The 13,858-nt window shown below is 67.2% G+C and carries 16 protein-coding genes; 10 read left to right on the forward strand and 6 right to left on the reverse strand.

The features are described 5' to 3' along the window. Positions 1-59: 59 nt before the first annotated feature. Together BN4332_RS25070 and BN4332_RS25075 are read right to left on the reverse strand one after the other, a co-directional pair. Complete coding sequence (locus tag BN4332_RS25070; protein ID WP_235654197.1) at positions 60-473, reverse strand: hypothetical protein; 414 nt, start codon at positions 471-473, stop codon at positions 60-62. Between the two features lie 101 nt (positions 474-574). Beyond that, positions 575-931, reverse strand: a complete 357-nt coding sequence (locus BN4332_RS25075; RefSeq protein WP_066902167.1) for a Fe-S protein — start codon at positions 929-931, stop codon at positions 575-577. 92 nt (positions 932-1,023) lie between these two features. On the opposite strand from BN4332_RS25075, the gene BN4332_RS25080 reads away from it, so the two are divergent. Next, the gene (locus tag BN4332_RS25080) at positions 1,024-1,524 is read left to right on the forward strand and encodes a metallophosphoesterase family protein (RefSeq protein WP_066902168.1); all 501 of its coding nucleotides are present in this window, start codon (positions 1,024-1,026) and stop codon (positions 1,522-1,524) included. A 13-nt stretch (positions 1,525-1,537) separates the two neighbouring features. On the opposite strand, the gene BN4332_RS25085 is transcribed toward BN4332_RS25080, so the two are convergent. Then, complete coding sequence (locus tag BN4332_RS25085) at positions 1,538-1,876, reverse strand: winged helix-turn-helix transcriptional regulator (RefSeq protein WP_066902169.1); 339 nt, start codon at positions 1,874-1,876, stop codon at positions 1,538-1,540. A 102-nt stretch (positions 1,877-1,978) separates the two neighbouring features. Here BN4332_RS25085 and BN4332_RS25090 point away from each other — a divergent pair, with 102 nt between their 5' ends. From BN4332_RS25090 to BN4332_RS25115, 6 genes are all read left to right on the forward strand, one after another. Beyond that, a complete protein-coding gene (locus tag BN4332_RS25090) occupies positions 1,979-2,854 on the forward strand; it encodes an NAD(P)-dependent oxidoreductase (protein WP_074133185.1) in 876 nt (291 codons plus the stop codon). Beyond that, positions 2,851-3,726 (forward strand): NAD(P)-dependent oxidoreductase, encoded by an 876-nt coding sequence (locus BN4332_RS25095; protein ID WP_066902171.1) that lies wholly within the window; start codon positions 2,851-2,853, stop codon positions 3,724-3,726. The genes BN4332_RS25090 and BN4332_RS25095 overlap by 4 nt, the downstream gene beginning before the upstream one ends. Positions 3,727-3,758: 32 nt before the next feature. Beyond that, on the forward strand, positions 3,759-5,636 hold the full coding sequence (locus BN4332_RS25100; RefSeq protein ID WP_066902172.1) for an alkyl/aryl-sulfatase: 1,878 nt from the start codon (positions 3,759-3,761) through the stop codon (positions 5,634-5,636). An 89-nt stretch (positions 5,637-5,725) separates the two neighbouring features. Next, complete coding sequence (locus BN4332_RS25105) at positions 5,726-6,865, forward strand: TIGR03364 family FAD-dependent oxidoreductase (RefSeq protein WP_066902173.1); 1,140 nt, start codon at positions 5,726-5,728, stop codon at positions 6,863-6,865. A 28-nt stretch (positions 6,866-6,893) separates the two neighbouring features. Then, a complete protein-coding gene (locus tag BN4332_RS25110) occupies positions 6,894-7,592 on the forward strand; it encodes a phosphonatase-like hydrolase (RefSeq protein ID WP_066902174.1) in 699 nt (232 codons plus the stop codon). A gap of 175 nt (positions 7,593-7,767) precedes the next feature. Further along, complete coding sequence (locus BN4332_RS25115) at positions 7,768-9,093, forward strand: MFS transporter (protein ID WP_066902175.1); 1,326 nt, start codon at positions 7,768-7,770, stop codon at positions 9,091-9,093. Between the two features lie 51 nt (positions 9,094-9,144). Here BN4332_RS25115 and BN4332_RS25120 read toward each other — a convergent pair whose 3' ends face one another. Next, complete coding sequence (locus BN4332_RS25120) at positions 9,145-9,885, reverse strand: GntR family transcriptional regulator (protein ID WP_066902176.1); 741 nt, start codon at positions 9,883-9,885, stop codon at positions 9,145-9,147. 64 nt (positions 9,886-9,949) lie between these two features. Next, positions 9,950-10,705 (reverse strand): SDR family NAD(P)-dependent oxidoreductase, encoded by a 756-nt coding sequence (locus BN4332_RS25125; protein ID WP_066902177.1) that lies wholly within the window; start codon positions 10,703-10,705, stop codon positions 9,950-9,952. Positions 10,706-10,752: 47 nt separating this feature from the next. Between BN4332_RS25125 and BN4332_RS25130 the strand changes: the two genes are divergently transcribed. Continuing rightward, positions 10,753-11,361, forward strand: a complete 609-nt coding sequence (locus BN4332_RS25130) for a histidine phosphatase family protein (protein ID WP_066902178.1) — start codon at positions 10,753-10,755, stop codon at positions 11,359-11,361. A gap of 9 nt (positions 11,362-11,370) precedes the next feature. After that, positions 11,371-12,393: a phosphotransferase family protein gene (locus BN4332_RS25135; protein ID WP_066902179.1), complete on the forward strand. Its 1,023-nt coding sequence runs from the start codon at positions 11,371-11,373 to the stop codon at positions 12,391-12,393. Between the two features lie 3 nt (positions 12,394-12,396). Here BN4332_RS25135 and BN4332_RS25140 read toward each other — a convergent pair whose 3' ends face one another. Further along, positions 12,397-12,792, reverse strand: coding sequence for a LapA family protein (locus tag BN4332_RS25140; RefSeq protein ID WP_066902180.1), 396 nt, complete (start codon positions 12,790-12,792; stop codon positions 12,397-12,399). Positions 12,793-12,908: 116 nt separating this feature from the next. Here BN4332_RS25140 and BN4332_RS25145 point away from each other — a divergent pair, with 116 nt between their 5' ends. Continuing rightward, positions 12,909-13,841, forward strand: coding sequence for an ABC transporter substrate-binding protein (locus tag BN4332_RS25145; protein WP_200820348.1), 933 nt, complete (start codon positions 12,909-12,911; stop codon positions 13,839-13,841). Positions 13,842-13,858 lie beyond the last annotated feature (17 nt).

Raw genomic sequence — 13,858 nt, forward strand, 5'->3', positions numbered from 1 at the left:
GCGGACCGCGCCTCGATTTTTTGGGTTGACGCCCCAAGACGCCAGTAGGCCGAGAGGCCTTACTCGGTGCCGACGGCCGTCGCGATGTCGATGGCGATCTCGCGCAGCACATCGTCGGTGACGAACTGTCTGGCCGCCTGGCGGTCGAGCCGCAGCACCGAGACCAACAGCTCGATATGGCCGGCCACCTGAACGCGGGCCAGCTCCGGCGGCAGATGCAGCCCGTGCATGTCGGCGAGGAAACGCCGCAGGACGGTCACGCGGTCGTTCATCCACGGGGAGCGGCCGGTCACCGCCGTCGCCGACGTCTTGAGCTGACCGGCATAGCGGCGTTGCCGCGGATGCCGGAACGGGCCGTGGTGGGCCTGGCGCGGTCGATCCGCGCGACCGGGTCTGACCCGAGCCCGAACGTCGGCGTGCGGCGAATCGCATCCGGTGAATGCCGCCGTGCGCATGACCTTGGCGGTTGCCATGGCGTGTCTGTGACCCATCGTTCCCGTACCTACCGACAAATGTTGTTTGCCAGTTAACTTTACGGGAACGTCTCAGGTTCAGCTCAGCATCGGCTCGGACCTCAGTTCCACAGCACCGCGATCGCAGACGCGAGTAGGGGCAGCACACCGGCGGCGACGAACAGCGGCATCACCGGAGTGCCGCCCGCGCGACGCTGGCGCGCCGTCCCGATGCCCAGCACCGCCCCGAGGGCGATCAGGATGATCAGTTTGGTGCCGATCTTCGGGTAGTTCAGCTCGATGCCGGCAGGCCACGGTGCGGCCAGCGCCAGACCGGTGATCAGTGACAGGGTCATGCCCCAGGTCATCACCGGGGTGATCAGGAAGCGACGGGCCGCGGCTTCGGCGATCCAGGCGCCGACCATGACGGCGAAACCGATCAGATGCGCGTATACAACTACGTTGCGTAGTAGCTCCATGGTCGGAGTGTAAGCGCCCCGACACGTCGGCATGACCAGACCCGCGATTCGCCTCCCCGATCGACCGAGACGGGTGACGTAGGCTCGGCTGGATGCGGCTGCTTCTGATCGCCGATACACACGTACCCAAGCGTGCCAAGGATCTGCCCGCTCAGGTGTGGGACGAGGTGGACCAAGCAGATGTTGTTGTCCACGCAGGGGATTGGGTGGACCCGGCGCTGCTCGACAGGCTCGGTTCGCGGGCGGCGCACCTGATCGGGTGCTGGGGTAACAATGACGGGGCCGAGCTCCGCCGACGGTTGCCCGAGCGGGCCGACGTGACACTGGAGGGGCTGCGATTCACCGTCGTGCACGAGACCGGCGCGGCCACCGGTCGGGAGGCCCGCATGGCCAGGCAATACCCGGGCAGTGACGTCCTGGTCTTCGGCCACAGCCACATCCCGTGGGATACCACCGCGAAAACCGGTCTGCGCCTGCTGAATCCGGGCTCGCCGACCGATCGCAGGCGCCAGCCGTACTGCACCTACATGACGGCGCACATCGCGGCGGGCGTGTTGGTCGACGTCACGCTGCACTCGCTGGATCGGCCGTGACCGGGAGCGGCCGTCAGCCGGCCTCCTCGGCGCAGATCAGTGCGATGTGCTTGGTGGCCCAATCGCTCAGTGGTTCAAGGGATTCGAGTAGCTCCTGACCGGCAGGCGTCATGGAGTACTCCACTCGCGGGGGCACCTCGTGATAACTCTCGCGGTGCACCACGCCATGATGCTGTAGCTCCTTGAGGTGCTGGGTGAGCATCTTCTGGGACACCCCGGGCAGGCTGCGATGCAGCGCGTTGAAGCGCTTCGGCCCGGCCGCGAGCTCCCAGAGGATCAGCGGTTTCCACTTTCCGTCGACCACCGCGAAGGCTGCGTCCAGTCCGCAGGTGTACTTCCCGAGTTGGGTCATCGGAGATCCTCGCTGTTCAGAGCCAATAGTTTCGAAAAGGTAAGTATCGCACTAAATAGTGGGTACTTGTCGGGTGGTTCGTGTAGCTCCGACGATGATGGCATGAAAACAACAAGTCTTTCGGTCAGTTTCCTCGGATTGGGGGCAATGGGGGCGCAGCTGGCCCGGACGGTCCTGCAGGCCGGTCATCCGACCACCGTCTGGAATCGCACCACCGCACGCTCTGCCGCGCTGGCCGCGGAGGGTGCCACTGTCGCGCCCACCCCCGCCGACGCCCTCGACACCGACCTCGTCGTGGTCTGCCTGTTCGACCAGGCCTCGGTACGTGAGGTGCTCGATCCCGTCGCCGGCCGGCTGGCCGGGCGCCGCCTGCTCAACCTGACCACCACGTCGCCGAACGGTGCGCGCGAGCTGGCCCGGTGGGCCGCGTCCCACGGCGCCGAATATCTCGACGGCGGCATGATGGCGACGCCGGAGATGATCGCCACGCCCCAGTCGGCGATCCTCTACAGCGGGTCGGCCGCACTGTTCGAAGAATCCCGCCCGGTCCTCGAACTCTGGGGCAGCACTGAGTACTTCGGCGACGATGCCGGGATGGCCTCGTTGTACGACCTGGCGCTGCTGTCGGCCATGTACGTGATGTTCGCGGGCTTCTTCCACGGTGCTGCGATGGTCGGGGCGGCCGGCGTGCCTGCCAAGGAGTTCGCAGCCCGTACCGCCGCATGGCTGCCCGCGCTGATGCCCGCGATCGCCGAGTACGCGACCGTCATCGATAGCGGCGACTACTCGGTACCCGGCCAGCAGAGCCTGAACTTCTCCGACATCAGCGACATCGTCAATGCCAGCCGCGACCAGGGAATCGGCACGGAGGTCGTCGATGTCGTGCAACGGCTGATCCACCGCCAGATCGACGCGGGCCACGGCCAAGACGGCTTCCCGCGCATCATCGAGAGCATCAAGAAGGGAACCGCCGCATGACCGCCACCGTCAGTGTGCTCGGACTCGGGCCGATGGGACAGGCACTCGCCGGAGCTTTGGTAGCCGCGAAATACCCCACCACGGTGTGGAATCGGACGCCGGGCAAGGCCGACGAGCTGATCGCCCGCGGCGCCCGGTGGGCGGATACGCCTGCGGCGGCCGTCGCGGCAAGCGACGTCGTGCTCGTCAACGTCGTGGACCAGGCCGCGGTCGACGCGATCCTGGCGGCGGCCGGCGATGCCATCTCCGGGCGCGTGGTGGTCGGGTTGTCCTCCGACATCCCCGACTCGGCGCACCGGACCGCCGAGCTGGTGACCGCCCGGGGCGGACGATATCTGGACGGGGCCATCATGACTCCGACCGACACCATCGGAACCCCCAGTGCCAGCATCCTTTTCGCCGGTCCGCGGGATCTGTTCGACGCCAACCGGCCGGTGTTCGATGCCCTCGCCACGGTCAACTGGGTGGGCCAGGACGTGGGCCGGGCCGCGGCGTACGACATGGCGCTGCTCGACATCTTCTGGACGTCGATCAGCGGTTTCGTCCACGCCCTTTCGATGGCGTCGGCTAACGGTATCGCCCCGAGCGAACTGCTGCCGCACGCGAACAACATCGCCGCGATCCTGCCGCCGATCTTCGCCGAGGTCGCCGACCGCGTCGAATCCGACCGGCACAGCGATGCCAGTGCCTCGGTGTCCTCGGTGGCGGCCTCGGTCCGGCACCTGATCGCGGCCTCCGGTGCGGCGGGCCTGGATGCCGGCGCGCTGGAGGCGTTCCGGGAGTACGTCGACGCTGCGGTCGCCGCCGGACATGGCGCCGACGAGATCAGCAGGATCGTTCCCGCGACAAGATTGATCCCGGTTCGGCCATGACGCAGACACCTTGAGATGGCAGGCTCGTCTGCATGGAGCAGAAGCCGCCCAGTGCCGTGATAGAGGCCGCCCACCGCGACCATCTGACGAGCCTGCCGTTCGAGGACACCAGGGATTTCGACGACGCCGACCGGGGATTCATCGCCGCGCTCGACCCATGCGTGGTCAAGGCCGCCGACGGAACCGTGGTGTGGGACAACGACGCCTACGCGTTCCTGGACGGGGAGGCACCGACGTCGGTGCACCCGAGCCTGTGGCGGCAGTCGCAACTGTGCGCCAAACAGGGGCTCTACGAGGTGGTCGAGGGCATCTACCAGGTTCGGGGGCTGGACATCTCGAACATCACCTTTGTCGAGGGCGACACCGGCGTCATCGTCATCGACCCCTTGCTCTCCACCGAGGTGGCCGCGACGGCCCTCAAGCTCTACCGCGAGCACCGTGGCGAGCGGCCCGTGGTCGCGGTGATCTACACGCACAGCCACGGCGACCACTTCGGCGGCGTCCTCGGCGTGACGTCGCAGGCCGACGTCGACGCAGGCAAGGTCGCGGTGCTGGCGCCCGAGGGTTTCGTCGAACACGCGGTGCAGGAGAACGTCTACGCCGGGACGGCGATGACCCGGCGCGGCACCTACATGTACGGCATGTTGCTCGCGCGGGGGCCGCAGGGGCAGGTGGGTTGTGGACTCGGGCAGGTTGGCTCGACGGGCGAGGTGTCGATGATCGTGCCGACGGTCGACATCCGCCGCACCGGCGAGACACACACCATCGACGGTGTCGAGATCGAGTTCCAGATGGCACCCGGCACCGAGGCCCCGGCCGAGATGCACTTCTACTTCCCGAAGTTCCGGGCGTTGTGCATGGCCGAGAACGCCACCCACAACCTGCACAACCTGCTGACCCTGCGGGGCGCCCTGGTGCGTGATCCGCACGGCTGGGCCGGGTACCTGACCGAGGCCATCGATACCTTCGCCGACCGCACCGACGTGGTGTTCGCCTCCCACCACTGGCCCACCTGGGGCCGCGAACGCATCATCGAGTTCCTGTCCCTGCAACGGGATCTGTACGCCTACCTGCACGACCAGACGTTGCGATTGTTGAACCAGGGATACACCGGAGTCGAGATCGCCGAGCAGTTCCAGTTGCCGCCCGCGCTGGAGCAGGCCTGGCATGCCCACGGCTATTACGGCTCGGTCAACCACAACGTCAAGGCGATCTACCAGCGCTACATGGGGTGGTTCGACGGGAACCCCGCCCGGTTGTGGCCGCACCCGCCCGAGGCGCTCGGCCCGCGCTACGTGGCGGCCATGGGCGGCGCCGACCGGGTGGTGGAGCTGGCCGGTAAGGCCTTCGAGGACGGTGACTACCGCTGGGCGGCAACCCTTCTCGACCACGTGATGTTCACCGATGACGAACATGCCGCGGCCCGCGCGCTCTACGCCGACACGTTCGAGCAGCTCGCCTACGGTGCCGAGAACGCCACCTGGCGCAACTTCTACCTGTCCGGTGCCACCGAACTGCGCCAGGGCAAGTTCGGTACCGCCGGACAGGTCACGGCGCCGACCATGCTGGCGCAACTGAGCCCCGAGCAGATGTTCGACGTCATCGCGATCAGTATCGACGGGCCGCGGGCCTGGGATCTCGACCTGGCCATCGACGTCACGTTCGACGACACCGGCGACAACTACCGGCTGACATTGCGCAACGGGGTGGTGGTCTACCGCCGGGCGGCAGCCGATGCGCAGACGGCGCACGCCACGGTGCGGCTGGCGGACAAGCTCCGGTTGCTGGCAGCAGTGTCCGGTGACGCGACCTCACCCGGCCTGGAGGTCACCGGTGATACCGATGCCCTGCCATCGCTGTTGGCGGCGCTGGACCGGCCGGACGCGAACTTCAACATCGTCACGCCGTGAGGTAAACGGAAAATTAACTTATATAGATAGGTAGTAAAAAACCGAAACTTGTATTGACAAGTCTCGGTGATGCGGACCACAGTATCCGCATGGGAAATCATCAGAGCTACGACGTCGTCGTCGTCGGCGCCGGCATCGTCGGCCTGGCGCACGCCTATCACGCCCACCAGCGCGGGCTGAGCGTCGCGGTTGTCGAACACGCCGACGGTGTCGTCGGCGCATCGGTCCAGAACTTCGGCCACGCCTGCATCACCGCGCAGTCCGGTGTGGCGGGGGAGTACGGCCGTATCGGACGTCAGCACTGGCTCGACCTGTCCCGCAAGGCGGGGTTCTGGTCGGCGGAGGCGGGCACCTTCTGCGTCGCCCGCCACGACGACGAACTCGCGGTCATGCGGGAATTCGAGTCCATCCGCGGGAGCGCCGAGGTCCGGCTGCTGAGCCGCGAGCAGATCCTCGACCGCATCCCGGTGGTGGCCGACAACGTCACCGGCGGCATGTACCTGCCCAACGACCTGCAGGTCGACCCGCGCACGGCGGCGCCGTCGATCGCGCACTGGCTCGCCGGCGACGGTGTCGACTTCCATTGGCGCACAGCGGCGTCCGGGTTCGAGCCGGGGGTGGTCCACACCTCTCGCGGGCCCTTGCGCGCCCGCACCACATTCGTCACGGTCAACTGCGACATCGACCGGTTGTTCCCCGGCCTCGCCGAACGCGACGGCCTGCTGCGTTGCCGGCTGCACATGCTGCGGGCCCGGCTGCCGTTGAGCTTCCCGCTGCAGGCGCCGCTGTTCACCGGATGGTCGCTGCTGCGCTACTCCGGTTTCGAGAACCTGCCCGCCACGGCGGCCGTCGCCGAACGGCTCCGGTCCGAACACCCCGATTACGTCGCGATCGACCTGCATCAGATGTACACCCCGCAGCCCGACGGCTCCCTGCTGATCGGCGACACCCACTACCGCGACATCTCGGCACCGCCGTTCCAGTCCGAGGAGGGATTCGCCGTGCTCCTCGAAGAAGCTCGGAAACTGTTCGGCGTCAAGGAGATCGAGGTATCCGAGCGCTGGCAGGGGGTATACACCTCGGCGCCCGGCAAAGAGTTCCTGATCGAGCAGCCCATCGAGGGCACCCACGTCGTCACCGTCACCACCGGTATCGGCATGACCACAAGCATGGGCCTCGCCTACACCAGCGTCGAGAACGCGCTGGCCCGTATCGCCGCCCCAGCCTGACCGACCCACCACCGAAAGGGATGAACCGATGAGCACCAACACAACCGATCCGATCAGCCTGGTCGTGTTCGACATGGCGGGAACCACCGTCGAGGACAGTGGACTGGTCGAACAGTCCTTCCTGGCCGCCGACCGCCACGCCGGCCTGTCAAAGACCGACGCCGACCGTGAGGAGATGCTGCGCTACGTCTCCGACACCATGGGGCAGTCCAAGATCGTGGTCTTCCGTCACCTCGCCAAGGGGAACGAGGAACAGGCGCAGGCCGCCAACAAGGAATTCGAGCGCTGCTACGGCCAACTGGTCGCCGAGGGCAACTGCAGCCCGATCCCCGGCGCCGAGGACGCCATCCGGTCGTTGCGGTCCAACGGCATCAAGACCGCGCTGACCACTGGGTTCGCCCGCGAGACCCAGTCGGCCATCATCGACGCACTGGGCTGGCAGGACGTCGCCGACCTGGTGTTGTGCCCGTCGCCGGGCGTGCGTGGCCGGCCCTACCCCGACATGCCGCTCACCGCGCTGATGCAGACCGAAACCGATTCGGTGCGTTCGATGCTCGTCCTGGGTGACACCTCCTCGGATGTCATCAGCGGTCTGCGTGCCGGGGCCCGGGCCTCGATCGGTGTGCTGACCGGAGCGCACAATCGGGCGCAACTGTCCGAGGCCGGCGCCACGCACATCCTCGACAGCGTCGCCGATCTGCCTGCGCTGGTGGCAGCGCTGCGGTAACCCGAGAAGCACCTCTCGCGGCGGTCGGTTGCAGGCCCGGCCTCCCGACCGCCGCCCGCTCGTCACGTCGTTCTCTTTCGAGAAACCTGCCTTTGACGTTCGGCCAACTCGCTCGGCTCTCTGCCCGGCCCCGTCAGCACACCATCTGCAGCACGCCCACCAGAGGTGCATTCTCATGACCCACGCAACGACTTCCACCGACCCGACGACCGTTCCGCGCTACCGGCGCTGGCGCTTTCAGATCTTCGCCGTCACCTGGATCGCCTATGCCGGCTTCTATTTCACCCGGCAGGCCTTCTCGGTTGCCAAGCTCGGCATTCTCGAAGACCCCATTCTGTCCACCAGCCTCACCAAGAGCACGCTGGCCAACCTGGACGCGGCCTACCTGGCGGCATATGCGGCCGGGCAGTTCGTGTGGGGTCAGGTTTCCGACCGCTTCGGTCCCCGGATCGTCATCCTCGGCGGCCTGGCGATCTCGGCCGTCGCCACCGTGTTCATGGGCCTGCTGCCCGCGCTGGTGTTCCTACTGCCGTTGATGATCGTGCAGGGCCTGGCCCAGTCCACCGGCTGGTCGGGGACGTTGAGCAACATGGCCCAGTTCTTCTCGATCGGCGAACGTGGCCGTGTCCTCGGACTGTGGAGCACCAACTACGCGTTCGGTGGCCTGGTGGCCGCGCCGATCCTGGGCTGGGCCGCCTACGATGTGTTCGGTACGTGGCGGGCCGCGTTCTTCACCGGTGCCGTGGTCGTACTCGGGGTGTTCGTGCTCGTGCTGCTGTTCCAGCGCAACCGGCCGCAGGATGTCGGGCTGCCGCCGATCGAGGAGTACCACTCCAAGGAAGACATCGCGGCCTTGGACACCTCCGACGAGGCCGAGGCGGTCGCCGAACCGAAGTCGTCGTGGCGTGATTCGCTGGCGGTGGTGATGCGCGACCGCATGGTGAGAACCCTTGGCGCGTCGTACTTCCTGCTCAAGCCGGCCCGCTACGCGATCCTGCTGTGGGGTCCGGTGATCGTCGCGGAGCGGCTGGCCGACGGCGACAAGTTCCAGGCCGTCACGATTCCGGTGGCGTTCGGTATCACCGGTGTCATCGCCCCGATCCTGCTCGGCCGGATCTCCGACCGCGTGTTCAAGGCCCGGCGGGTGCCGGCGTGCGTGCTGAGCCTGGCGGTCCTGGTGGCGGTGCTGGCATTGTTCGCCCCGCTCACCGCGACCGGCAGCGCCTGGGTCATGGTGCTGGTGCTCGGCCTCATCGGGCTGAGCGTGTACGGCGCGGACGCGATGATCTCCTGCGTCGCGGCGGTCGACTTCGGCACCTCCAAGCACGCGGGCACCGCGGCCGGCTTCATCAACTGCTGCGGCTCGGTCGGCGCGATCCTGGGCGGCCTGCTGCCCGGCTACCTGAGCACGTCGACGCTGTTCTACGGCTTCGCGGTCGCCGCGTTCGTGGCGATGCTGCTGCTGATCCCGCACTGGAACCGGATGCCCGCGGCTGACTGATCCTCGTCACCAGACGTAAAGTCGCACTCTCCGAACCAGGAGAGTGCGACTTTACGTCTGCTCGGCGGAGGAAAACTTGGTGCGGGCGTTGACGATGCTGAACGTGACCACGTCGGGCCGGTAGCGGTCGTCGGCGCACTCGAACACCACACCGTTCTGATCGCGTGAGACGCGACGCTCCCGCAGCAACGGGCTGCCCGGCGCGATCCCGAGATTCGCGGCGTCGTCCGGCCCGGCCGCCACCGCGTCGAGCACGTGCTCCATCGAGTCGAAGTACACGCCGCGGCTGGCCAGATAGTCGGTCATCGAACCGGAATCGGTGTCGAACTCGAACAACAGCGAACCCACGGAGTCGATGAAGGTGCTGCGCTCGATCATCGCGGGTTCGCCGTCGAGCAATCGGACTCGCAGCACCTCGACCACGAAGTCGTCGGGCGTCAGGCCCAGTGCCTCGATGGCGGTTTCGGAGGCGCGGCGGCGCGCCACCTCGATCGTGCGGTTGCCCGCGGTCCGCCCGACACGTTCGGCCCACTGGGTGAACGGGGTGAACGTGTCCAGGGTCTGGGTGGCGTCGTGGCTGCGCACCACCGCGGGTTTGCCGCGGGACACCCGGATCAGGCCTTCGTTCTTCAGCGTGGCCAGCGCCTGGCGCACTGGACCGCGGGACACGTCGAACTCCGCGCACAGCGCGCTCTCGGTGGGCAGCGGATCACCGATCGCATAGTCCCGGCGCCTGATGCGCTGACGCAGTTCGGCCGCAACGTGTTCATGGCGCGAACGCGGCCCCGCCATCCCATCACCTTCCGGTCAAGTTGTCATGACAAGTTTGCCATTTGGCCAGCCTACCGTGCCACGGTCAGGGCAAACCGCCGTCCACCCGCAGGATCGAACCGGTGGTGAAACTGGCCGCGTCCGACATCAGATACAGTGCGGCGCCGACGATCTCGGGCGGATTGCCGGCCCGTCGCAGCGCCAGGTGGCCGAACGGGTCGCCTGCCATGTCCCAGGCCTTGCTGACATCGGTGAGAAACGGCCCGGCCATCAGGGTGTTGACGCGCACCGTCGGGCCGAAAGCCTTGGCCAGCCCCTCGGTCATGGCGTTGAGCCCGGCCTTGGCCGCGGCGTAGGGCAGCATGTACTGGTCCGGCCGCAGGGATCCCGACGAGCTGACGTTGACGATCGCCCCGCCTCCGTCGGCCAGCATGCGCTCACCGAGCAGTGCCGAGAGCCGGAACGGCCCTTTGAGATTCAGGTTGAACACCGAGTCGAAGAGTTTCTCGGTGACCGACCCCAGCGACTCGTAGAGCGGTGACATACCGGCGTTGTTGACCAGCACGTCGACCATTCCGAACCGGTCGTAGGCGGCCTCGACCAGCCCATCGAGTTGATCCCACCGGCCCACGTGCACCGCATACGGCAGGGCCGCACGGCCGGTGGCGGCGGTGATCTTCTCCGCCGTCGCGACGCAGGAATCCAGGTTGCGACTGGCGATCACCACGTCGGCTCCGCAGCGGGCGGCCCCCATCGCGATCTCGGCGCCCAGCCCGCGGCTGCCTCCGGTGACCAGCACGACCCGGTCCGTGAGGTCGAACAACTCGTCGGCGTATCCCATGCGGCACCCTCTCCGGCAGTCCGGTCTGGCGGCCCTATGGTGTCACGGTGCAACTGCTTCTGGTCCGACATGCGCTGCCGCTGCGCAGCGAGCCCGGTCAAGGGTCCGATCCCGACTTGTCCGAGGACGGCATCGCGCAGGCCAAGCGCCTGCCGGCGGCCCTGGCCCGCTTCCCGATCAGCCGGCTGGTCAGCAGCCCGCAGCGGCGGGCCGTGCAGACCGCGGGCCCGGTCGCCGAGGCACTCGGCCTCGACGTCGAGGTCGACGATCGGCTCGCCGAGTACGACCGCGACATGACGCACTATGTCCCGATCGAGGACATCGCGAAGGAGAACCCCGAAGAGCTGGCCCGGCTGGTGAGCGGTCACCTGCCCAGCAGCGTGGACGAGAACGCATTCATGGCACGTATCAGTGCGGCCGTGGCGGACCTGGTCGCCACGGGTGACCACGACGGCACCGTGGCGGTGTTCAGCCACGGTGGGGTGATCAACGTGCTGCTGCACCAGATCCTGCAGACCGAGCGGTTGCTGTCCTTCCACGTCGACTACGCGTCGGTGACCCGGCTGCTGTCGTCCCGCTCGGGCAAGCTGGCGGTCGCCTCGGTCAACGGGACCGAACACGTATGGGATCTGCTGCCGCGAAATGTGCGGTGGTAAACAGTTCCCGTGACATCTCTGGAAGGCCTCGACCTCACTGCGCTCGACCGTCATCTGCGTGCCGAGGGCATCGAACGCAGCGGTGAGCTGCGCGCAGAACTCATCGCCGGCGGGCGTTCCAATCTCACCTTCCGGGTGTGCGACGACGCGTCGAAGTGGGTGCTGCGCCGCCCGCCGCTGCACGGCCTCACGCCGTCCGCGCACGACATGGCCCGTGAATACAAGGTGGTGGCCGCGCTGGCCGACACCGCGGTGCCGGTCGCCCGCGCGGTGACGATGCGCAACGACGACTCTGTGCTGGGCGCGCCGTTCCAGATGGTCGAGAACGTCGACGGCCGGGTGGTGCGCAGCGCCGCCGAACTCGCCGCACTGGGCGATGAAGCTGTGATCAGCAGCAGCGTCGACGCCCTGATCAAAGTGCTCGCCGATCTGCACGCGGTGGATCCGGAGGCCGTCGGTCTCGGCGACTTCGGCAAGCCCGCCGGATACCTGGAGCGCCAGGTGCGGCGATGGGGTTCGCAGTGGGACCTGGTCCGGCTGCCCGACGATCCCCGCGACGACGACGTCAAGCGGCTGCATCAGGCACTGGCCGACGCGGTTCCGGCGCAGAGCCGCAGCTCGATCGTGCACGGCGACTACCGCATCGACAACACCATCCTCGACGCGCAGGACCCGACCAAGGTGCTCGCGGTGCTCGACTGGGAACTGTCGACGCTGGGCGATCCACTGAGCGACGCCGCGCTGATGTGCGTCTACCGCGACCCGATGTTCAACCTGATCCTCAGCATGGAAGCCGCGTGGAGCTCACCGCTGATGCCGTCGGCCGATGAGCTGGCCAACCGCTACTCGGTGCAGTCCGGCCAGGAGCTCGCCCACTGGGATTTCTACATGGCGCTGGCGTACTTCAAGGCAGCCATCATCGCCGCCGGCATCGACTTCCGGGCACGTCAAGGGTCCGAGTCGCCGGGCGGCACCAGCGTCGGTGCTGCCGTCGCACCGGCCATCGCCTCCGGCCTGCGCGCGCTGGCCTGACGCTCAGCTGCGCTGAGCGGCCTTGAAGTTTTTCTTGGCGTTGCGGCGCAGCTGGAAGATCCGCGCGGAGCCGGCGGCGACGGTGAGCAGTCCGCCGGCCACCGCGGCACCCAGGATGGCGACCCCGGTCGGCAACGACCAATGCCAGGCCAGGAACGACATCGGGACCGGCTCGGTGTTCTGCGCGATGAAGATCAGCAGCACGATCAACACCAGGAAACCCAGGATCAGTGCTGACCACAGGGCACCGGCCCGGGTCAGTTTGGGCTCGGCGGCCTTACTCGACTTGGCGGGGGACTTGCCGGCATCGGGAACTTTGCCCGGGTCGGGCATCGGCGGCACCGGCGCATGCGGTGTCGGCTCAGGCAGATCGGGCGATGCAGACGGATCGCTGGTCATACTGACATCTTTGCCCGTGAAGGCCTCAATGCAAACACCATGAGGTAAAGCGCGGCGGCATGTCGGGAGTGCCGTTAGGGTCTGGAAAAAGGCTGAACCGCCGAAAGGACGTGCGGATGCACCGCAAAACCCTGGCGTTCCTGGCGATACTGCTTGCGGTTCTGTTGTCCGGTTGCGGAAGTGCCAATCCGTTGGGCGGTGGACCGATCTCGGGCGACCTGAAGACCATCACGGTCGGATCCGCCGACTTCCCGGAGTCCAAGATTCTCGCAGAGATCTACGCCCAAGCTCTGGAGGCGAACGATTTTCAGATCAAGCGTCAATTCGGTATCGGCAGCCGGGAGACGTATGTGCCAGCGGTGCAGGATCACTCGATCGACCTGATCCCGGAGTACACCGGCAATCTGTTGCAGTACTTCGATCCCGAGGCGACGGCCACCACGCCGGACGAGGTCCTGATCGGGCTGCTCAAGGCGCTGCCCGGCGACCTGTCGATCCTCTACCCGTCACCGGCCGAGGACAAGGACACCCTCGCCGTCACCGCCGCGACCGCCCAGCGCTGGAACCTCAAGACCATCGAGGATCTCGCCAGGCACTCGGCCGAGGTGAAAGTCGGTGCGCCGTCGGAATTTCAGACCCGCCAGACCGGGCTGGTCGGGCTGAAGTCCCGGTACGGGCTGGACATCGCGCCGGCCAACTTCGTCGCGATCAGCGATGGTGGCGGGCCGGCCACGGTGCAGGCGCTCAACAGCGGGGCCGTCACGGCGGCCAACATCTTCAGCACCTCGCCGGCGATCGAGCAGCACCACCTGGTGGTCCTGGAGGACCCCAAGAATGCGTTCCTGGCCGCGAACGTCGTCCCGTTGGTGGCCTCACAGAAGATGTCCGATGAACTCAAGACCGTGCTGGATGCGGTGTCGGCCAGGCTCACCACCGAGGCGCTGATCGAGCTGAACACCGCGGTGGAGGGCAACACCGGGGTCGATCCCGACGAAGCGGCCGAAAAGTGGATCAGGGACAACGGTTTCGACAAGCGGGTGCCGCGATGAGCGCTTGCGCGAAGAGC

Origin of the sequence: Mycolicibacterium houstonense, assembly GCF_900078665.2 — a bacterium.
GTDB lineage: Bacteria > Actinomycetota > Actinomycetes > Mycobacteriales > Mycobacteriaceae > Mycobacterium > Mycobacterium houstonense.